Annotated in this window: 15 protein-coding genes and 2 tRNA genes; 4 read left to right on the top strand and 13 right to left on the bottom strand. The window is 59.2% G+C overall.

Annotated features, from left to right (window positions below; genetic code table 11):
- Positions 1-6 precede the first annotated feature (6 nt).
- From dnaB to rnr, 7 genes are all read right to left on the bottom strand, one after another.
- Positions 7-1,401: a replicative DNA helicase gene (gene dnaB, locus JFU11_RS27485; protein ID WP_007902695.1), complete on the bottom strand. Its 1,395-nt coding sequence runs from the start codon at positions 1,399-1,401 to the stop codon at positions 7-9.
- Between the two features lie 108 nt (positions 1,402-1,509).
- Positions 1,510-1,956: a 50S ribosomal protein L9 gene (rplI, locus tag JFU11_RS27480; protein ID WP_003197251.1), complete on the bottom strand. Its 447-nt coding sequence runs from the start codon at positions 1,954-1,956 to the stop codon at positions 1,510-1,512.
- A gap of 19 nt (positions 1,957-1,975) precedes the next feature.
- Entirely contained in the window at positions 1,976-2,869 is an 894-nt protein-coding gene (locus tag JFU11_RS27475) for a hypothetical protein (RefSeq protein WP_201062714.1), read from the bottom strand.
- Positions 2,870-2,905: 36 nt separating this feature from the next.
- On the bottom strand, positions 2,906-3,136 hold the full coding sequence (gene rpsR, locus JFU11_RS27470) for a 30S ribosomal protein S18 (RefSeq protein ID WP_002551829.1): 231 nt from the start codon (positions 3,134-3,136) through the stop codon (positions 2,906-2,908).
- Between the two features lie 28 nt (positions 3,137-3,164).
- On the bottom strand, positions 3,165-3,587 hold the full coding sequence (gene rpsF, locus JFU11_RS27465; protein ID WP_095052890.1) for a 30S ribosomal protein S6: 423 nt from the start codon (positions 3,585-3,587) through the stop codon (positions 3,165-3,167).
- A gap of 304 nt (positions 3,588-3,891) precedes the next feature.
- Positions 3,892-4,659: a 23S rRNA (guanosine(2251)-2'-O)-methyltransferase RlmB gene (gene rlmB, locus JFU11_RS27460; RefSeq protein WP_123358679.1), complete on the bottom strand. Its 768-nt coding sequence runs from the start codon at positions 4,657-4,659 to the stop codon at positions 3,892-3,894.
- Positions 4,656-7,286, bottom strand: a complete 2,631-nt coding sequence (gene rnr, locus JFU11_RS27455) for a ribonuclease R (protein WP_123721491.1) — start codon at positions 7,284-7,286, stop codon at positions 4,656-4,658. Before rnr ends, rlmB begins: the two co-directional genes overlap by 4 nt.
- A 226-nt stretch (positions 7,287-7,512) precedes the next feature.
- Here rnr and JFU11_RS27450 point away from each other — a divergent pair.
- The 4 genes from JFU11_RS27450 to JFU11_RS27435 all read left to right on the top strand — a co-directional run bounded on the left by JFU11_RS27450 (position 7,513) and on the right by JFU11_RS27435 (position 10,754).
- A tRNA-Leu gene (locus tag JFU11_RS27450) sits at positions 7,513-7,599 on the top strand.
- Positions 7,600-7,764: 165 nt separating this feature from the next.
- Positions 7,765-7,851, top strand: a tRNA-Leu gene (locus tag JFU11_RS27445).
- 327 nt (positions 7,852-8,178) lie between these two features.
- Positions 8,179-9,189: an iron ABC transporter substrate-binding protein gene (locus tag JFU11_RS27440; protein WP_201062713.1), complete on the top strand. Its 1,011-nt coding sequence runs from the start codon at positions 8,179-8,181 to the stop codon at positions 9,187-9,189.
- On the top strand, positions 9,189-10,754 hold the full coding sequence (locus tag JFU11_RS27435) for an iron ABC transporter permease (RefSeq protein ID WP_201062712.1): 1,566 nt from the start codon (positions 9,189-9,191) through the stop codon (positions 10,752-10,754). Before JFU11_RS27440 ends, JFU11_RS27435 begins: the two co-directional genes overlap by 1 nt.
- Positions 10,755-10,877: 123 nt before the next feature.
- Here the strand turns inward: JFU11_RS27435 and JFU11_RS27430 are convergent, their stop codons facing one another.
- The 6 genes from JFU11_RS27430 to hflX form a co-directional block, all read right to left on the bottom strand.
- Complete coding sequence (locus tag JFU11_RS27430) at positions 10,878-12,812, bottom strand: methyl-accepting chemotaxis protein (protein WP_123721727.1); 1,935 nt, start codon at positions 12,810-12,812, stop codon at positions 10,878-10,880.
- A gap of 149 nt (positions 12,813-12,961) precedes the next feature.
- The gene (locus JFU11_RS27425) at positions 12,962-14,251 is read right to left on the bottom strand and encodes an adenylosuccinate synthase (protein ID WP_201062710.1); all 1,290 of its coding nucleotides are present in this window, start codon (positions 14,249-14,251) and stop codon (positions 12,962-12,964) included.
- Between the two features lie 54 nt (positions 14,252-14,305).
- Positions 14,306-15,493: an ATP phosphoribosyltransferase regulatory subunit gene (locus tag JFU11_RS27420; protein ID WP_007902665.1), complete on the bottom strand. Its 1,188-nt coding sequence runs from the start codon at positions 15,491-15,493 to the stop codon at positions 14,306-14,308.
- A gap of 315 nt (positions 15,494-15,808) precedes the next feature.
- On the bottom strand, positions 15,809-16,678 hold the full coding sequence (hflC, locus tag JFU11_RS27415; protein WP_038978712.1) for a protease modulator HflC: 870 nt from the start codon (positions 16,676-16,678) through the stop codon (positions 15,809-15,811).
- Positions 16,678-17,850 carry an FtsH protease activity modulator HflK gene (gene hflK, locus JFU11_RS27410; RefSeq protein ID WP_038978711.1) on the bottom strand — a complete coding sequence of 391 codons (1,173 nt, stop codon included), beginning with the start codon at positions 17,848-17,850 and terminating at the stop codon, positions 16,678-16,680. The genes hflC and hflK overlap by 1 nt, the downstream gene beginning before the upstream one ends.
- Before the next feature lie 96 nt (positions 17,851-17,946).
- The gene (gene hflX / locus JFU11_RS27405) at positions 17,947-19,248 is read right to left on the bottom strand and encodes a ribosome rescue GTPase HflX (protein ID WP_201062709.1); all 1,302 of its coding nucleotides are present in this window, start codon (positions 19,246-19,248) and stop codon (positions 17,947-17,949) included.
- Positions 19,249-19,253: the final 5 nt, after the last annotated feature.

Genomic DNA, 19,253 nt, shown 5'->3' with positions numbered 1-19,253 from the left:
CACAACTTATTCGTCGTCGAAGTTGTAGCTGCCCGGCGCCAGATTTTCGAAGCGGGTGTATTTACCGATGAACGCCAGTCGTGACGTGCCGATCGGGCCGTTCCGCTGCTTACCGATGATGATCTCGGCGATGCCTTTATGCTCGGTTTCCGGGTGGTACACCTCATCCCGGTACACGAACATGATCACGTCAGCATCCTGCTCGATAGCTCCGGATTCCCGCAAGTCGGAGTTGATCGGGCGCTTGTTCGGTCGTTGCTCCAGGGAGCGGTTGAGCTGGGACAGCGCCACCACCGGGCAGTTGAATTCCTTGGCGAGGGCTTTCAAGGAACGGGAGATCTCGGAAATCTCGTTGGTCCGGTTGTCGCCGCCGGAACCTGGAATCTGCATCAACTGCAGGTAGTCGATCATGATCAGGGCAATGTCGCCGTGCTCACGCACCAGACGCCGGGTCCGCGCGCGCATCTCCGACGGGCTGATACCGGCCGTGTCGTCGATGAACAGCTTGCGATCGTTCAGCAGGTTAACCGCCGAGGTCAGGCGTGGCCAATCGTCGTCGTCCAGGCGACCGGCCCGGACCTTGGTCTGGTCGATACGCCCAAGGGACGAAAGCATACGCATGATCAGCGATTCGCCTGGCATCTCCAGCGAGTAAACCAGTACGCACTTGTCGCTGCGCAACACGGCGTTTTCCACCAGGTTCATCGCAAAGGTGGTTTTACCCATGGACGGACGGCCGGCGACGATGATCAGGTCGGAAGGCTGCAAGCCGCTGGTCTTCTCGTCGAGGTCGGTGTAACCGGTGGACAGGCCGGTGATGGCGTTGTCGGTGTTGAACAAGGTGTCGATGCGGTCGATAGCCTTGGTCAGCAGGTCATTCACGCTCACCGGGCCGCCGGTTTTTGGCCGGGCCTCGGCGATCTGGAAGATCTGCCGCTCAGCTTCGTCGAGAATCTCTTCAGCCGTGCGGCCTTCCGGGTTGAAAGCACTGTCAGCAATTTCGGTGGCGATGCCGATCAACTGCCGCAACGTCGCCCGTGCACGAACGATTTGCGCATAGGCCTTGATGTTGGCGACGGACGGCGTGTTTTTCGCCAGCTCACCCAGGTAACCGAGGCCACCGACTTGCGAGGTCTGACCTTCCTTGTCCAATTGCTCGGCAAGGGTCACGACGTCGATCGGGGAGTTCTGATCGGCCAGTTTGGCGATCGCACGGAAGATCAAACGGTGGTCATGACGATAGAAATCGCCGTCCGAGACCTGATCGAGCACACGTTCCCAGGCATTGTTGTCCAGCATCAGACCACCGAGCACGGCCTGTTCGGCCTCGATGGAATGCGGCGGCACCTTCAGGGCAGCGGTTTGCAGATCGTATTGCTCGGGAGCGGAGATATCGTTCATGGCCACTTGGAATTGGGAGTTTCAGAAAGACAAAGGGCACGACCTGTAAACAGGATCGTGCCCGATGTTACCGGCAAGCACCCGAGGGTGCCAGCCGACAAGTGCTGCTTAAGCTGCTACCACGACAACGCGTACGGTGGCTTCAACTTCGGCGTGCAGGTGCACGGCTACGTCGAATTCGCCTACGTTGCGGATGGTGCCGTTCGGCAGACGAACTTCGCTTTTTGCAACTTCAACGCCAGAGGCGGTCAGTGCATCAGCGATGTCGTGGGTGCCGATCGAACCGAACAGCTTGCCTTCGTCACCAGCGGTGGCAGTGATAGTCACTTCCAGCTCAGCCAGTTGGGCGGCACGGCTTTCAGCCGAAGTTTTACGGTCTGCTGCGGCTTTTTCCAGCTCAGCGCGACGCTCTTCGAACGCAGCCAGGTTGGCAGCGGTCGCAGCGGTAGCTTTGCCGTAAGGCAGCAGGTAGTTACGACCGTAACCAGCCTTAACGTTCACTTTGTCACCCAGGTTGCCCAGGTTGGTGACTTTTTCCAGAAGGATCAGTTGCATGTGAAAATCCTCTTAACTTTTAACCTTCACCGTTCGCGTTATCGGCATCTTTCGGTGCCGAACGACCGCGAAAATCAATCAGGCTGTCGACGATGGCCAAGACCACCAGCAACGGATAGATCAGCTGCATGAACAGCAACAGCGTGACGTACAACCCCACCAGCCAGAATTTGGCCAGTCGCTTTTGCGCCACCAGCCCGTGAATCAGGGCCAGCCCGGCGAACACCAGCGGTACGCTGCACAACGGTGTCAACATGGCCATCTGCGAGCCTAAGTTAGGCCCCAGAAGCATCAACACCAGCAGCAACATCGCCGGTAAAAGCGGGATTCGGATGGCGCGAAACTCGCGACCAAAACCACCCGGGTTGTACAACAACGCCTGCCAGTAGCGCCCGACAATCAGGCTCAGCACACTGACGATTTGCAACAAGGCCGCAATCAGGCCGGTCAGGACCGGTGCAATCAGGGACGCGAAACGCGCTTGCTCGTCTACCGACAATTGCTGGTAGACATCACCGAGTAGCGACGGCATGACTTTTATCAAAGCCTGCGCCAGCATCTCGATCTGGGGCGCAAAAGCCGCCCCCAGCACCACTGAAAACACCAATCCCATCGCTATGCTGACCAGCAGCACGCGGTTCCAGGACTCGCTTGCGCGTAAAACCAACGCAAGGCTCGAAGACCCCAGCAGCACCAGAAGTGCCCGTGGGTCGTCGGAGTAAAACCACCAGACCAACGCCGGTAGCAGTCCCAGAGCAAGAACGCCCAAGGCGTCCCTCAATCCGCGCCGCAGGAGCACAAGGCATCCGGCGGCAGCACCCAACCAATACAACAACGGCAGCGTTGCGCATCCAGCCACTACCAGAGTGGCCTGCATACGGCCGCGCATGATGAACTCAGCTAAGGCGCGCATGCATTCAATCCTTTGCTACGTGTCGACTGCCCGGTCTCAGCGGCCGTGGCTGTCGGTGTAGGCCAGCAGGGCCAGGAAGCGGGCGCGCTTGATAGCGGTGGCCAGCTGACGCTGATAACGAGCTTTGGTACCGGTGATGCGGCTTGGAACGATTTTGCCGGTCTCGGATACGTAAGCTTTCAGAGTGTTGAGATCTTTGTAATCGATCTCTTTCACGTCTTCAGCGGTGAAGCGGCAGAATTTACGACGACGGAAGAAACGTGCCATGTAATAGGCTCCTCAAAAGGTCCGTGGATTACTCGTCAGCGTTATCGCTGGCGTCGCTGTCATCACCATCAACGCTATCAGCGTCGGAGTGCTCAGGACGGTCGCGACGCTCACGGCGCTCACTGCGGTTTTCTTCAGCCTTGAGCATCTCGGATTGGCCGGTAACGGCTTCTTCGCGACGGATGACCAGGTTACGGATCACTGCATCGTTGTAGCGGAAGTTGTCTTCCAGCTCGGCCAGGGCCTTGCCAGTGCACTCAACGTTCAGCATCACGTAGTGAGCCTTGTGAACATTGTTGATTGCGTAGGCCAGTTGACGACGGCCCCAATCTTCCAGACGGTGGATTTTGCCGCCGTCTTCTTCGATCAGCTTGGTGTAACGCTCAACCATGCCGCCGACTTGCTCGCTTTGATCCGGGTGGACCAAAAAGATGATTTCGTAATGACGCATGAATGCTCCTTACGGGTTGTAGCCTGCCGCTCAAAAGCGGTCAGACAAGGAGTGAATGACACTAATGGACTTGCTTGCGATAGACACATGCGTGCCTGCCGTCACAGCAAGGGGCGCAATTGTAGAGAAGGGACAGAAGAGGCGCAAGGCAATTGGTGATTATTTGAACAACCCCAATCTTCGCCCAGACACAAAGCCACTGTGGGAGCGAGCCTGCTCGCGATGGGGTGCACCATTCAACATTTATGCTGAATGTAACTCCGCTATCGCGAGCAGGCTCGCTCCCACAGGGATTACAACCGGATCAGGACTTCTTGGCGGTCCCGGCAGCTTTGACACCGCGCTGGCGCAAGGCCTCGAACAGGCAAACGCCTGTCGCTACCGAAACGTTGAGACTGCTGACACTGCCCGCCATTGGCAGACGCACCAGGTAGTCGCAAAGATCGCGAGTCAGGCGGCGCATTCCGCTGCCTTCCGCGCCCATGATCAGGATGGTCGGGCCGGTCAGGTCTTGCTGATACAGCTCCTGCTCAGCCTCGCCCGCCGTACCGACGACCCACAAGCCACGCTGCTTGAGTTTTTCCAGGGTGCGCGCCAGGTTGGTCACCGCCACCAACGGAATCACTTCCGCCGCGCCGCAGGCGACTTTACGCACCGTCGGGGTCAGGGTGGCTGACTTGTCCTTTGGCACGATCACCGCCAGCGCACCGGCCGCATCGGCCGAACGCAGGCAAGCGCCGAGGTTGTGCGGATCGGTCACGCCGTCGAGCACCAGCAACAGCGGCGCGCCTTCGGTACGATCGAGCAATTCGTCGAGCATCGCTTCGCCCCAGACCTGACTCGGACTAACGTCCGCGACCACGCCCTGGTGCACACCTTCTACCCACGCATCCAGCTCACGACGCTCAGCCTGACCGACCGCTACGCGATTTTCGGCAGCGAGTGCGATCAGCGTCTGCACCCGCGGATCACTGCGGCCTTCAGCCAGCCAGATCTGCTTGACGCGTTTTGGGTGGTGACGCAGCAACGCTTCTACAGCGTGCACGCCATAGATCTTTTCCAACTGACTCATGACTTGGCCTTAGGTTTACGCGCCCCGCCGCTTCTGGCGGCTGGAGCGGAACCCGCTTTTGGCGGGCCTTTACGGTGTTTGCTCGGTTTTGCTGGCTTGCCGCCGGAGGCCTTCTCAGGCGCCGACCGCCCGGTCTTTCCCCCAGACGCCGCTTTACCGCCGCTTTTCGCTTCAGACAGCAACGCCTGTTTCAGTTCACGACTTTTGCGCAACTCGGCATTTTTTGCCGCGGCATCGCTCGGGCGATAGGCTTCGACAGCCTTTTCCTTGGCAGGACGACGGCCGGTTTTCGCCGGCGCCGGTTCTGCGACGGATTTGGCAGCAGGCGCAGTAGTTTCAGCCCCACGCTTCTTGCGGCCGATCGGCGCGCTGATGGTTTTTTCAGCCATCTCAAAGTCGATCTTGCGCTCGTCGAGGTCGACGCGCATGACGCGCACTTCAACCGTGTCGCCAAGGCGGAAGCTGCGACCGGTACGCTCACCGGCGAGGCGGTGGTGTACAGGATCGAAGTGGTAGTAATCACCCGGCAGCGCGGTGACGTGCACCAGGCCTTCGACGTAAATGTCGGTCAGTTCGACGAACAGCCCGAAACCGGTCACGGCGGTGATCACACCCGGGAACGATTCGCCCACGCGGTCTTTCATGAACTCGCACTTGAGCCAGTTCACTACGTCGCGGGTCGCTTCGTCGGCACGGCGCTCGCTCATCGAGCACTGCTCGCCGAGCTGCTCCAGGATCGCTTCGTCGTACGGATAGATGCGCGCTTTCGGAATGATCATCGCGCCGGCACGGCGAACGTGCGGGGTGTCCATTTTCGAATGGATGACGCTGCGAATCGCCCGGTGCGTGAGCAAGTCCGGGTAGCGGCGAATCGGCGAAGTGAAGTGGGTATAGGCTTCGTAATTCAGGCCGAAGTGGCCCTGGTTATCAGCGCTGTACACCGCTTGGCTCAACGAACGCAGCATGACGGTCTGGATCAGGTGGAAATCCGGACGGTCCTTGATGCTGGCCAGCAAAGCCTGGTAATCCTTCGGCGACGGACCATCCTTGCCTTTGTGCAGGGACAGGCCGAGCTCGCCAAGGAAGGCGCGCAGTTTTTCCAGACGCTCCGGTGGCGGGCCGTCATGGACACGATACAACGCTGGGATTTCGTGCTTTTTCAGGAATTCGGCAGTGGCCACGTTGGCCGCCAGCATGCATTCCTCGATCAGCTTGTGGGCGTCGTTGCGAACGGTCGGGCGGATTTCGGCAATCTTGCGCTCGGAACCGAAGATGATCCGGGTTTCCTGCGTTTCGAAATCGATCGCGCCGCGCACGTGACGGGCCGCCAGCAGAACCTTGTACAGCGCGTACAGCTGCTTGAGGTGCGGCAGGACGTCGGTGTATTCACCACGAAGCTGACGTGCTTCGGTAGCTTTCGGCGTCTCCAGCATGGCGCTGACCTTGTTATAGGTCAGGCGGGCGTGGGAGTGGATCACCGCTTCGTAGAAGCAGTAGTCGGTCATCTCGCCGGATTTGGAGATGGTCATCTCGCAGACCATGGCCAGGCGATCGACGTGCGGGTTCAGCGAGCAAAGGCCGTTGGACAGCTGCTCAGGCAACATCGGCACGACACGCTCGGGGAAGTACACCGAGTTGCCACGAACCTGGGATTCGTTATCCAGTGCCGAACCGATTTTCACGTAGCTGGAAACGTCGGCAATCGCCACGTACAACTTCCAGCCACCGGAGAACAGGCGCAGCTTGCCCGGCTTGGCTTCGCAGTAGACCGCGTCATCGAAGTCGCGCGCATCTTCACCGTCGATGGTCACGAACGGCAGATGGCGCAGGTCAATGCGCTTCTCTTTGTCTTTCTCTTCGACTTCCGGCTTGAGCTTGGCGGCTTCTTTGAGCACCGCTTCAGGCCAGACGTGAGGAATATCGTAGGTGCGCAGGGCGACATCGATTTCCATGCCCGGCGCCATGTAGTTACCCACGACTTCGACCACGTCGCCTTGCGGCTGGAAGCGTGGCGTCGGCCAGTGGGTGATCTTCACTTCGACGAACTGACCGATCTGGGCGTTGGCGTTGCGGCCCGGAGTCACCAGCACTTCTTGCTGGATCTTCGGATTGTCCGCGACGACGAAACCGATACCGCCCTCTTCGAAGTAACGACCGACGATGGTCTCGTGGGCACGGGACACCACTTCAACGATCATGCCTTCGCGGCGACCGCGACGGTCGAGGCCGGAAACACGGGCCAGGGCACGGTCGCCATCGAACACCAGGCGCATTTGCCCCGGGCTCATGAACAGGTCGTCACTGCCGTCGTCCGGGACCAGGAAGCCGAAGCCGTCACGGTGACCGCTGATACGGCCCAGGATCAGGTCGAGCTTGTCCACCGGCGCATAAGTGCCGCGACGGGTATAGATGAGTTGAGCGTCGCGCTCCATGGCGCGCAGGCGGCGACGCAGGGCTTCGATCTGGTCTTCTGTGGTCAGACCAAACTCTTCGACCAGCTGCTCGCGGTTAGCAGGCGAACCTCGATCAGCAAGGTGCTGAAGGATCAGTTCGCGGCTAGGAATAGGGTTTTCATATTTTTCCGCTTCACGAGCGGCCTCGGGATCGAGGGACTGCCAATCGGCCATTAGAGAGTTTTCACCTTGTCTATATGCGGGTTAGTTTGGCATAGGCGTAATGAAACGGGAAATTTCAGGCTATGACAGCCCATCTAAAGCCCTTTATCGACATCGCAAAGCTGATTTGAATACCACTGGAGAAATTTTCCAGGTTTTTTCGGTGTCGGGGGTTTACAGTTAAAAAGACGCTCCGTATAGTGCGCGCCATCGACGACGCACACGCGCTGCCGATACTGCCCAGATGGTGAAATTGGTAGACACGCCAGCTTCAGGTGCTGGTGACCGCAAGGTCGTGGAAGTTCGAGTCTTCTTCTGGGCACCAATTTCGAGCTTGAGATTAGAACAATTTCAAGGCTCACACAAAAACCCGCGAAAGCGGGTTTTTGCATTTTAAGCTTCCGATTTATTAAAACTAAATCAGGGGTTTACAGATCAAAATGCTCTCCGTATAGTGCGCCACATCAACAGCGGCAACGCTGAAGATTATGCCCAGATGGTGAAATTGGTAGACACGCCAGCTTCAGGTGCTGGTGACCGCAAGGTCGTGGAAGTTCGAGTCTTCTTCTGGGCACCAATTCAAATTCAAGGTCACGATCTTGAATTTCACAGAAACCCGCGAAAGCGGGTTTTTGCGTTTCTGGCTTTCGAAAACCCCCACGAACATGTCAGTACGGCCTCTGTAGGAGCTGCCGAAGGCTGCGATCTTTTGATCTTCAGCGATTCAGCTGCGCCAACAATCAAGATCAAAAGATCGCAGCCTTCGGCAGCTCCTACGGGAGATCATTAAGCCTGCCCACCCCCTCTAGCAAACACTCCTCAGAACCCGCAAGACGCACATGAGAAACAATATCGTTTATCATTGTTGCAAGATTTTGCAATGCGACAGTGAGGAACCCTGCGAATGATGTTTCGAAATACCCTGCGCCGCGGCCTGACCATTACCCTGCTCGGCCTGACACTCGCCACTCCCCTCACCCAAGCCGCCGATCCGGTTTCCCTGACACTCTACAACGGCCAACACAAAGAAGTCGGCGACGCCGTCGCCAAAGCCTTCGAAGCCAAGACCGGGATTCACGTCAATGTGCGCAAGGGCAGCAGCAACCAGCTCGCCAGCCAGATCGCCGAAGAAGGCGATCGCTCCCCCGCCGACGTGATCTACACCGAAGAATCCCCACCACTGAACAAACTCGGCGAACAAGGCCTGCTGGCGAAAACCGACGCTACTACCCTCGCCGTTCTGCCCAAGGACTACGTTGCCGGCAACGGCACCTGGATCGGTATCACTGCGCGAGTCCGCGTGGTTGCGTTCAATCCCAAGTTGATCGATGAAAAAGACCTGCCCAAGTCAGTAATGGAGTTCTCTGATCCGAAATGGCAAGGCAAGGTCGGCTTCGTGCCCACCAGCGGCGCATTCCAGGAACAGGCTGTAGCAATCATCAAAGTGCACGGCATGGATGCGGCCGAAGAATGGCTGACCGGCCTGCGCGCTTTCGGCAAGACCTACAGCAACAACATGGTCGCGCTGAAGGCTGTGGAAAACGGTGAAGTCGCCACCGTGCTGGTGAACAATTACTACTGGTTCGCCTTGCAGCGTGAAAAAGGCCAGCTCGATTCGAAACTGCATTATTTCACCGGCGGTGATGTCGGCGGACTGATCACCGTTTCCAGCGCTGCGGTGCTGAAATCCAGCAAGCATCCGAAGGAAGCCCAACAATTCCTCGCCTACATGGCCAGCGAAGAAGGTCAGCGCGTGATTACCCAGACCACCGCCGAATACCCGCTGCACAAAGGCATGGAATCGGATCGTGGCCTCAAGCCGTTCAGCGAACTGCAAGCGCCGAAAGTCACGCCAGCCGACCTCGGCAACGCCGAAGAAGCCCTGGACCTGGAACGTGACGTTGGCTTGAACTGATGAGCGCATCGTTATCTGCCCCCGCCTTGCGCGGGGGCTACGTGCCACGGCGCAAGCGGCCGTCGATCTGGTTGTTACTGCCGGTTTTGCTGCTGGTGGTGCTCAGCCTGTTGCCACTGGCTTATGTCGGCCTCAAGACCTGGCAGGCCGGCTGGGCCGAGGCGCTGCATCTGTTGTGGCGGCCCTACGTGTTTGGCCTGCTGCGCAATACGCTGGCGCTGATGATCGGCGTCACGCTGGCCTGCGGTGTGATTGGCTTGTCGCTCGCCTGGCTGCTGGAGCGCAGCAATCTTCCGGGGCGACGGCTATGGGGCGTGATCCTGTGCCTGCCGTTCGCGGTGCCGGCGTTTGTCAGCAGCTTCACCTGGGTCTCCCTGAGCGCTCACTTCGAAGGGCTGGGCGGGGCGATCCTGGTGATGACCCTGTCCAAATACCCGCTGATTTTTTTGCCAGTGGCGGCAACCCTGCGCAATCTCGATCCGTCCCTGGAGGAGTCCGCACGAACCCTGGGACAGAATCGCTGGGGCGTGTTCTTTAAAATCACCCTGCCTTTGCTCTGGCCGTCACTGCTGGCCGGTTCGCTGCTGATTGCGCTGCACATGCTGGTGGAGTTCGGCGCACTATCGATCATCGGCCTGCAGACCTTCACGACAGCGATCTACCAACAATTCGAACTGGAATTCAGCAACGCTAACGCAGCGATGCTTTCGGCGGTGCTGCTGGCGCTGTGTCTGGTGCTGCTATGGCTGGAGTTGCGAGTGCGTGGCAAGGGCCGACATGTGCGCACCGGCCAGGGCGCGGCGCGACATGCGGAACAGGTTCACCTAGGACATTGGTCTGGTGCCGGACAACTTTATTGCCTGGCACTGGCAATCATCGGCAGCGGTATTCCGTTGGGGATGCTTGCGTATTGGCTGGCGGTTGGCTCATCGGCAGCATTCCCGGTGGCGGCTATCAGCGAGGCGCTGTTGTCTTCCTTGGCGCTGTCGCTTGGTGGCGCGGCGCTGTGCCTGGTGCTGGCGGTGCCGGTGGGGCTGCTGGTAGTGCGTCATAAAGGCCGACTGGCAATCTGGGCCGAGCGCCTGCCGTACCTGCTGCATGCACTGCCGGGATTGGTGATTGCGCTGACCCTGGTGTATTTCGCCCTGCATTATGTGCCGGTGCTGTACCAGACCTCGGCGCTGCTGCTGATTGCTTATGCGCTGTTGTTTCTGCCGCTGGCTCAAGCGCCGATTCGCACCGCGCTGAACAAGGCAGCGCCGCAACTGGAAGAGGCCGCACGCACGCTGGGAGCGTCGTCCTTCAGCGCGTTTTGTCGGGTGACGTTGCCGATAATCTTCCCTGCCTTGGGGGCAGCGTTTGCATTGGTGTTTCTGGATGCGATGAAGGAACTGACGGCGACGCTGCTGCTGAGTCCGACCGGGCTCAATACGCTGGCGACGGAAGTCTGGGCGCATACCGCAAATGTGGAGTTTGCGGCGGCGGCGCCTTATGCGGCATTGTTGATTGTGGTGTCGGGGCTGCCGGTCTATCTCCTAACGACTCGGATGTATTTGAGCCGCTGAGATCGCTATCGCGGGCAAGCCCGCTCCCACAGTGTCTTCTGTTACACACAAAATTGTGAGTTCACAGAAGTATCTGTGGGAGCGGGCTTGCCCACGATGGCGTCCGCACAAACAATACAAAATTTAAGCCCTGAACTGCCCCAGGCTCGCCTTCAACTGCGCCGCCAAGCCATCCAGCACCTTGCCACTCGCCGTGGTCTCCACCACCGCCTGAGCAGCCTTCTCAGCCTGCACATGAATGGTCTCAACCCGCCCCCGCACTGCCTGCGCACCTTGCGCTTGATGCGCCGCGGCCTGGGTCGCCAGACCGATCGCCGCATGCACCTGCTCGACCGACGCCTGCACCGACTGCTGCAACCGCGCACTGTCGCGCAACACCAGCAAACCTTCGCTGGCCTGACGTCCGGCCTGACCAATCGCTGCAACAGCCTCGCGCGCACCCTGCTGCAACGCAACGATGTGAGCCTGAATGTCGCCAGTTGAGCTCTGAGTCTTGCTCGCCAGTGCCCGTACCTCATCCGCCACGACAGCAAACCCGCGACCGGTCTCGCCGGCACGTGCCGCCTCAATGGCCGCGTTCAATGCCAGCAAGTTGGTTTGCTCGGCGATCCCGTGAATCACCGTCAGCACCACTTCAATCTGCTCACTCTGCTGCGCCAGACGCTCGATGACTTTCGCGCCGGTGTCGACTTGTCCGGCCAACGCTTCGATCAGGCTGCCGACTTTCGCCGAGGTCCGAGTGTTTTCATCCGTGGCCTGACGAATGTCCACCACTTGCTTCAAAGCGGCCTGCATGGCGTGGCTTTCAGACTGAGCTTCGTCAGCCATTTGCGACAACGCGCGCAAGCTTTCGGCCACTTCATCGCGCTGCATGCCCGCCGCGGCATCGGCACCCGCATTGCGCAAAGTCATGGCACCAATTTCCACGCCGGTACGCTGGGCCACATCGCCCGCCTCCCGCACGATCGGCTGCAACTTATCCACAAAGCGATTGACCGCCGAGGCCATGTCGCCGATCTCATCCTGGCTGTTGATCTGCACACGCTTGGTCAGATCGCCCTCACCTGCCGCCAGGTCATCCATGGCGGCGATCAGCAGCTTCAAGCGGTTGACCACGCGACGACCGAGCACCACCGCCAGCAACAGCAGCACACCAAAACCCACTAGCGACAAGCCCATGCCAATGCGCCAGCGCAAAGTCCCCGCAGCTTCCTGCACGGCAGTGGTGGTATTGGCTTTCATTTCAGTGGCGGTGGACTGCGCCGATTGCAGACGCCCGCGCATCGCCGTTGCGCTGTCAGCCGCTGCGCCTTTGAGGCTGTCGCCCACCAATTGATCGCTGCTGGCGATCAGCGCCGAGAAGCGCTTGTCCAGTGCCGCCAGATCGGTTTCCACGGAGGCGGTCGAGACGCCCATCAAAACTTTGCCGATCTCCACCCCATTGGGGTTGATCGAGGCTTCAAGGTAGTAGACCGACGGATCGTTCTTCGCCGCATCCAGGACCTTGTCCAACGCCCGCTCGCCCTGGCCTTTTTCCAGAAGCGCCTTGTTGATCGGGTTCTCCCGGTTGAGGTAGCGCGTCAGGTGCTGGCCCGTGGCGTCGTCGTAGACCACGAACAACACATTGGGATTACGCTGGGCACGGCGAGCGAATTCGGAGAGGGTGGGAATGTCGCTGTCCCACATGGCGCGGGGTGCGACCGAGGCCAGAAGCTGCGCCATATCGTTGGCCGAATCCTTCAGGTCCTTCTCCAGCGTCGTACGCAACTGCGCCTGCTCGTCCTTCAGACGCGAAGACAGCCCGGAGGTCAAGCGCTGACGAGTACTGGTCGACAGGCTATCCAGGCTCGACGTGACTTCACGTCCTGCCTGCTCAAGCTCACCAGAGAGCTTTTGGCTGTCGGCGTCCAGCCGCATACCCAAATCAGCTTCCAGCGCAGTCACTGTGCTCCGGGTCAGAGCGACAGCCACCAGCACCTGCACCAAAAGGGCGATACCAAGGGTAACGAACACGGGCCGCAAGAGACGGCTTTGTAACAGTGAGAGAACGGCCGACACTGAAAATCCCTCTGCTTTGACGCCATCAAATTGATAGCACGTCAGAAACGATGCTTTTTCAATGTTCCCAGCAAAGGTCATGCCGTTCGACAGGCATAAACGACAAAGGCCCCAATTAAGGGGCCTTCGTGTTTTACATCAACGACTTATTAAGCGAACGGGTGACGCAGAACGATGGTTTCGTTGCGGTCCGGGCCCGTCGAAATAATGTCGATCGGCGCACCGATCAGCTCTTCAACGCGCTTGATGTAAGCACGGGCGTTAGCTGGCAGCTCTTCCAGAGTTTTGGCACCCACGGTCGACTCTGTCCAACCCAGCACTTCTTCGTACACCGGCTGCAGACCCATGTAGCTGTCAGCGTCAGTCGGGGCAACGTCCTTACCTTCTGCATCTTTGTAGCCGACGCAGATGTTGATGGTTTCCAGACCGTCGAGTACATCCAGCTTGGTCAGGCAGATGCCCGAGATGCTGTTCACATCGATAGCGCGACGCAGGATAACAGCGTCAAACCAGCCACAACGACGAGCACGGCCGGTAGTCGCGCCGAACTCGTGACCTTGTTTAGCCAGGTGCGCACCGACTTCATCGAACAGCTCAGTCGGGAATGGACCCGAACCTACACGTGTGGTGTAAGCCTTGGTGATACCCAGGATGTAGTCCAGGAACATGGGACCAACGCCCGAACCGGTAGCAACGCCGCCAGCGGTGGTGTTAGAGCTGGTCACGTACGGGTAGGTACCGTGGTCGATGTCCAGCAACGAACCTTGGGCGCCTTCGAACATGATGTCTTTGCCAGCACGACGCAGGCCGTGCAGCTCGGCAGTCACGTCCAGCATCAGCGGCTTGAGCAGCTCAGCGTATTCTTTGCACTCGGCCAGGGTCTTGTCGAAGTCAATGGCTGGCTCTTTGTAGAAACCGACCAACATGAAGTTGTGGTATTCCACCAGTTCACGCAGCTTGGCTTCAAAGCGCGGCATGTTGAGCAGATCACCTACGCGCAGACCGCGACGGGCAACTTTGTCTTCGTAAGCCGGGCCGATGCCGCGACCGGTAGTACCGATCTTCAGCTCGCCACGGGCCTTTTCACGGGCCTGGTCCAGCGCTACGTGGTAGGACAGGATCAGCGGGCAGGACGGGCTGATACGCAGGCGCTCGCGCACAGGTACGCCTTTCTCTTCCAGCTTGATGATTTCCCGCAGCAGGGCGTCGGGTGCAACCACCACGCCGTTACCGATCAGGCACTGCACGCCTTCGCGCAGCACGCCCGACGGGATCAGGTGCAAGACGGTTTTTTCGCCGTCGATCACCAGGGTGTGGCCCGCGTTGTGGCCACCTTGGTAGCGCACTACGGCGGCAGCATGTTCGGTCAGCAGATCAACGATCTTGCCTTTGCCCTCATCACCCCATTGGGTGCCCAGGACTACGACATTCTTACCCATAACACTTGTCCTCATTCGCGCAAACTTGGTGCCGGCGGCGGCCGGCAGGAAAACTCAAGAAGCCAGCGGCAATACTTGCCAAAGCCCGTTCTGCTGAATCAATTGCCGGTCGCAGTCCGCTTCACGGGCGGCGGCCAAAAGTTGCCCAGGCAATGCCTGAACGACACGCTGACCCTCACTGCGCAACTGGCAAACCTGCTGCCAGAGTGCTGCATCCGTACTGTCAGGCATCCAGATACCGCCAGACGGTAGCTCGATTTCAGCACGCCCCAGGGTCACCAGGGTTTTCAAATCGGTAGAGAAACCAGTTGCCGGACGGGCACGACCGAAGTCGGCACCGATGTCGTCGTAACGACCGCCCTGGGCAATGGACTGGCCAACACCCGGTACGAACACGGCGAACACTACACCGGTGTGGTAGTGGTAGCCGCGCAACTCGCCCAGGTCGAAATACAGCGGTAATTCCGGGAAACGCGTGGACAGACGCTCGGCAATCGCCAGCAAATCGTCCAGGGCCGCCAGCACGGGTGCCGGCGCATTGGCCAGACGCTCACGCGCTGCGCTCAACACTTCACGACCACCACACAGGTCGACCAGCGCTCGCAGCATGCCCGACAGATCGGCAGGCAGGCCTTCGGTCAAGGTAATGACCTCGTCGATGGCTTTACGTTGCAACGCATCGAACAACTGTTGCTCGACTTCGCCGGACAAACCGGCGGCGCGGGCCAGGCCGCGATAGATGCCGACATGGCCGAGGTCCATGTGCACATCCGGCACATCGGCCAGTTGCAGCATGGCCAGCATCAGGCTGATGACTTCCACGTCGCTGCTCGGGCTGGCATCGCCGTACAACTCGGCACCCAGTTGAATCGGGCTGCGCGAGGACGACAAGGCACGCGGCTGAGCATGCAGCACACTACCGGCATAGCACAGACGACTTGGACCTTCGCGACGCAGGGTGTGCGCATCGATGCGCGCCACTTGCGGCGTGATGTCGGCACGGAAACCCATCTGCCGGCCCGACTGCGGGTCGATGACCTTGAAGGTACGCAGATCAAGATCCGAACCCGCGCCGGTCAGCAGGGATTCCAGGTACTCGATATGGGGAGTCACGACAAACTCGTAACCCCAGCTCTGGAACAGATCCAACACCTGGCGACGCGCTACTTCGATGCGCGCAGCTTCTGGTGGCAGTACTTCTTCGATGCCATCTGGCAGCAGCCAGCGGTCTACCGTTGCCATTACGCCATTCCCCTATGATCCGGGCGACAAGCCTTTGGGCGAGCCTTGAGTGAAGCAGAAAATGATCGGCTCATGTGCAAACCACGCGCATGAACAACGGGGCGAAAAGCCTGAAATCGGCTTCGCCAACCATTTTCCTCGAAAAACCTGTCGAGTCATTCAACTCGGGCGCCTGCATAAAAACAGCAATCAAACGTGCAGACGCAAAAAAGCCGGGAATTTCCCGGCTGCCGCATCATACACACGTTTTCCCAAAGGATCACCCCGCCCGAGGCTTTAGCCGCCAGGCGGGGGATGATTCAGGTCAACGCCGCATCAAGGCTTGGCTTTTTCCAGGTAACGGAAGAAGTCGCTGCCCGGGTCCAGGACCATGACGTCGGATTTGTTCGCGAAGCTTTCACGGTAGGCACGCAGGCTACGGTAGAACGCGTAGAACTCCTGATCCTGGCCGTATGCCTTGGAGTAGATCGCAGCAGCCTGGGCGTCACCGTCACCGCGAACCTCTTCGGACTCACGATAGGCTTCAGCCAGCAGCACGCGGCGTTGACGGTCGGCGTCGGCACGGATGCCTTCAGCCAGCTCGTTACCCTTGGCGCGGTGCTCGCGAGCTTCACGCTCACGCTCGGTGCTCATACGTTCGAACACGCTGCGGTTCACTTCCTTCGGCAGGTCGATGGTTTTGACCCGGACATCGACAACTTCAATGCCCAGCTCTTTTTCCGCCATCTTGTTCAGCGAATTGGTGATGTCAGCCATCAGCGCATCACGCTCACCGGACACCACTTCGTGCAGGGTGCGCTTACCGAACTGGTCACGCAGGCCCGATTCCAGACGACGGGAAAGACGCTCGTCGGCAATCTGCTTGAGGCCGGAAGTCGCGGTGTAGAAGCGCTCGGCATCTTTCACGCGCCACTTGGCGTAGGCATCGACCATTACTGCTTTCTTTTCCAGCGTCAGGAAGCGCTGTGTCGGTGCATCCAGTGTCATCAGGCGCGCGTCGAATTTGCGCACCTTGTTCACGTAAGGCACTTTCACATGCAGGCCCGGCTGAACATCGGCCTGGACCACGCGACCGAACTGCAGCATCACCGCGCGCTCGGTCTGAGCCACGATGTAGAAGCAGTTCCAGGCAACGATCGCCACGACGACGCCGATAATAAGGGCGATCAGCGATTTATTGCTCATCAGCGACTCTCCCTGGTACGTGCTTGCTGTTGCTGCAGATCAGCTGCCGCACGCGCATTCACTTCATTGCTGCTGGCTGCTGCGCCGGTCACCGGAGCACCGGGGCTGCGGCCACTGTCGATCATCTTGTCCAGCGGCAAGTACAGCAGATTGTTCTGGCCATCCTTGTTGCCGGTCACGAGAACCTTGCTGGTGTTGCTGAAGATTTCCTGCATGGTGTCCAGGTACAGACGCTGGCGGGTGACTTCAGGGGCCTTGCGATACTCGGCTACCAGCTTGGTGAAGCGATCGGCCTCACCCTTGGCGCGGGAGACAGTCTCGTCGCGGTAACCGTTGGCATCCTCGAGGATGCGCTGGGCCTGACCACGGGCTTCCGGCACAACACCGTTGGCGTAGGTTTCAGCCTGGTTGCGCGAACGCTGCTCGTCTTCACGGGCGCGGATCACGTCATCGAAGGCTTCCTGAACTTCACGCGGTGCAGCTGCGCTCTGTACGTTGACCTGGGTGACGGTGATACCGGTGCGATAGGTATCGAGGAAGCGTTGCAGACGCTCCTTGATTTCGCTGGCCATCAATTCACGACCTTCGGTCAGCACCTGATCCATGGCGGTAGAACCCACCACGTGACGCAAGGCACTGTCGGTCGCATGTTGCAGGCTGATTTCCGGCTGATCGACGTTCAGCACGAAGTCCTGCAGGTTGCTGATCTTGTACTGCACGGTCAGCGGAACTTCGACGATGTTTTCGTCTTCAGTCAGCATTTGACCCTGCTTGGTATAGGCACGCTCACGCGTGACGTTTTCCATGTACTTTCGATCGATCGGCGGGAAATAGATGTTCAGGCCCGGGCCGACGGTTTCATAGTATTTGCCGAAGCGCAGCACTACGGCTTGCTCCTGCTCGTCGACCACGTAGACAGCGCTGTACAGCCACACAGCCGCCAGCACGACCAGGCCGATGCCGAGCAGGCCGCCGAAGCCGCCACTCTTGCCCGAACCACCGCCCTCGTCACCGCGTTTTTTACCACCACCGAACAACCCGTTCAGGCTTTCCTGCAGCTTTCGGAAGGCCTCGTCGAGATCCGGTGGTCCCTTGCGGTCGCCGTTATTGCGGCGCTTGCCACCCCAAGGATCCTGATTATTCGAGTTGCCACCCGGCTCATTCCAAGCCATAGCGCTCTCCATCTGATAAAGCAAAGACGCACCCACGGCGCGCCGACCAATGCTACAGAATGCCTGTCACCACGGCACAACCGCTTTCTCAGGCTTTTATTGCAAAGTGTGTTGCTCGATGAATTCCATCGGTTGCAGACCTTCGCGGCTCACGAGTCGATTCAGTTCGATCCGTGGCAAGCGAACGGCCAGCAAGCTGATGCCTTCTTCGTCGTGTTCTTCTTTTTGCACCGCACCGAGTTCGAAAAACTGCGCACGCAGTCGAGCAAAACGTTGCGGCAAGCGCAAGGTGCCAACAAACAAATCACTGCCTAACAGTTCGGCCACAGCCTGCTTGAGCAGGTCCAGGCCGCTACCGTCCTTGGCCGACAACCAGACCCGCTGCGGTTTGCCATCGGCATCGCGCTGGATCTGCGGCTCAACACCCTCGAGCAAATCGAGTTTGTTGTATACCTCAAGGATCGGCAAGTCTTGTGCCCCGATCTCCCCGAGCACCACCATGACCTGTTCGATCTGGGCCATACGCTCAGGCTCATGCGCATCGATCACGTGCAGCAGCAGGTCGGAGTTGCTCGACTCTTCGAGCGTAGCCCGAAATGCCTCGACCAGTTTGTGCGGCAAATGGCGAATGAAGCCCACGGTGTCGGCCAGCACGATCGGCCCGAGGTCGTCGAGTTCGAGTCGGCGCAAGGTCGGGTCGAGGGTAGCGAATAACTGGTCGGCGGCGAAGACGTCGGAATCGGTGACCGAGTTGAACAGCGTCGATTTGCCGGCGTTGGTATAACCCACCAGTGAAACCGTCGGAATGTCAGCACGTTTGCGCCCGCGACGAGACTGCTCGCGCTGGCTGCGGACCTTTTCCAGACGCCCCTTGATCTGTCGCAGGCGAACCCGCAACAGGCGCCGGTCGGTTTCCAGCTGGGTTTCACCCGGGCCGCGCAGACCGATACCGCCCTTCTGCCGCTCAAGGTGAGTCCAGCCACGAACCAGCCGCGTACTCATGTGTTCAAGCTGGGCCAGTTCAACCTGGAGCTTGCCTTCATGGGTGCGGGCGCGTTGGGCGAAGATATCGAGAATCAAACCCGTGCGGTCAATCACGCGACACTCGAAAATACGTTCGAGGTTACGTTCCTGACTGGGCGTGAGGATGTGATTGAAAATCACCAGATCGACCTGTTCGGCGCTGACCAGGTCGCGTAACTCTTCGACCTTGCCGCTGCTGATCAGGGTTTTGGCGGTTGGCCGATGACGCGGCACGTTAAAAAACGCGACGGTCTCGGCGCCAGCCGAAATTGCCAACTCCTGAAACTCCTGCGGATCTTCGCGCGCCTCAGGGTCCTGACCATCCAAGTGAACGAGAATTGCCCGTTCACCACCACCGTGGCGCTCAAAGAACAAAGGAG

It is taken from the genome of Pseudomonas sp. TH37, from assembly GCF_016650735.1.
Lineage (GTDB): Bacteria > Pseudomonadota > Gammaproteobacteria > Pseudomonadales > Pseudomonadaceae > Aquipseudomonas > Aquipseudomonas farris.
The sequence above is the reverse complement of the archived record's forward strand: the minus strand, read 5'-3'. Positions and strand labels throughout refer to the sequence as shown.

Bases quoted from the DNA above. Each gene is read 5' to 3' on its own strand.
- rplI (WP_003197251.1), bottom strand. From the start codon at position 1,956: ATGCAACTGATCCTTCTGGAAAAAGTCACCAACCTGGGCAACCTGGGT.
- JFU11_RS27420 (WP_007902665.1), bottom strand. From the start codon at position 15,493: ATGGCAACGGTAGACCGCTGGCTGCTGCCAGATGGCATCGAAGAAGTA.
- rlmB (WP_123358679.1), bottom strand. From the start codon at position 4,659: ATGAGTCAGTTGGAAAAGATCTATGGCGTGCACGCTGTAGAAGCGTTG.
- JFU11_RS27440 (WP_201062713.1), top strand. From the start codon at position 8,179: ATGATGTTTCGAAATACCCTGCGCCGCGGCCTGACCATTACCCTGCTC.
- JFU11_RS27425 (WP_201062710.1), bottom strand. From the start codon at position 14,251: ATGGGTAAGAATGTCGTAGTCCTGGGCACCCAATGGGGTGATGAGGGC.
- rpsR (WP_002551829.1), bottom strand. From the start codon at position 3,136: ATGGCACGTTTCTTCCGTCGTCGTAAATTCTGCCGCTTCACCGCTGAA.
- JFU11_RS27435 (WP_201062712.1), top strand. From the start codon at position 9,189: ATGAGCGCATCGTTATCTGCCCCCGCCTTGCGCGGGGGCTACGTGCCA.
- rnr (WP_123721491.1), bottom strand. From the start codon at position 7,286: ATGGCCGATTGGCAGTCCCTCGATCCCGAGGCCGCTCGTGAAGCGGAA.
- JFU11_RS27475 (WP_201062714.1), bottom strand. From the start codon at position 2,869: ATGCGCGCCTTAGCTGAGTTCATCATGCGCGGCCGTATGCAGGCCACT.
- hflC (WP_038978712.1), bottom strand. From the start codon at position 16,678: ATGAGCAATAAATCGCTGATCGCCCTTATTATCGGCGTCGTCGTGGCG.
- dnaB (WP_007902695.1), bottom strand. From the start codon at position 1,401: ATGAACGATATCTCCGCTCCCGAGCAATACGATCTGCAAACCGCTGCC.
- hflK (WP_038978711.1), bottom strand. From the start codon at position 17,850: ATGGCTTGGAATGAGCCGGGTGGCAACTCGAATAATCAGGATCCTTGG.
- rpsF (WP_095052890.1), bottom strand. From the start codon at position 3,587: ATGCGTCATTACGAAATCATCTTTTTGGTCCACCCGGATCAAAGCGAG.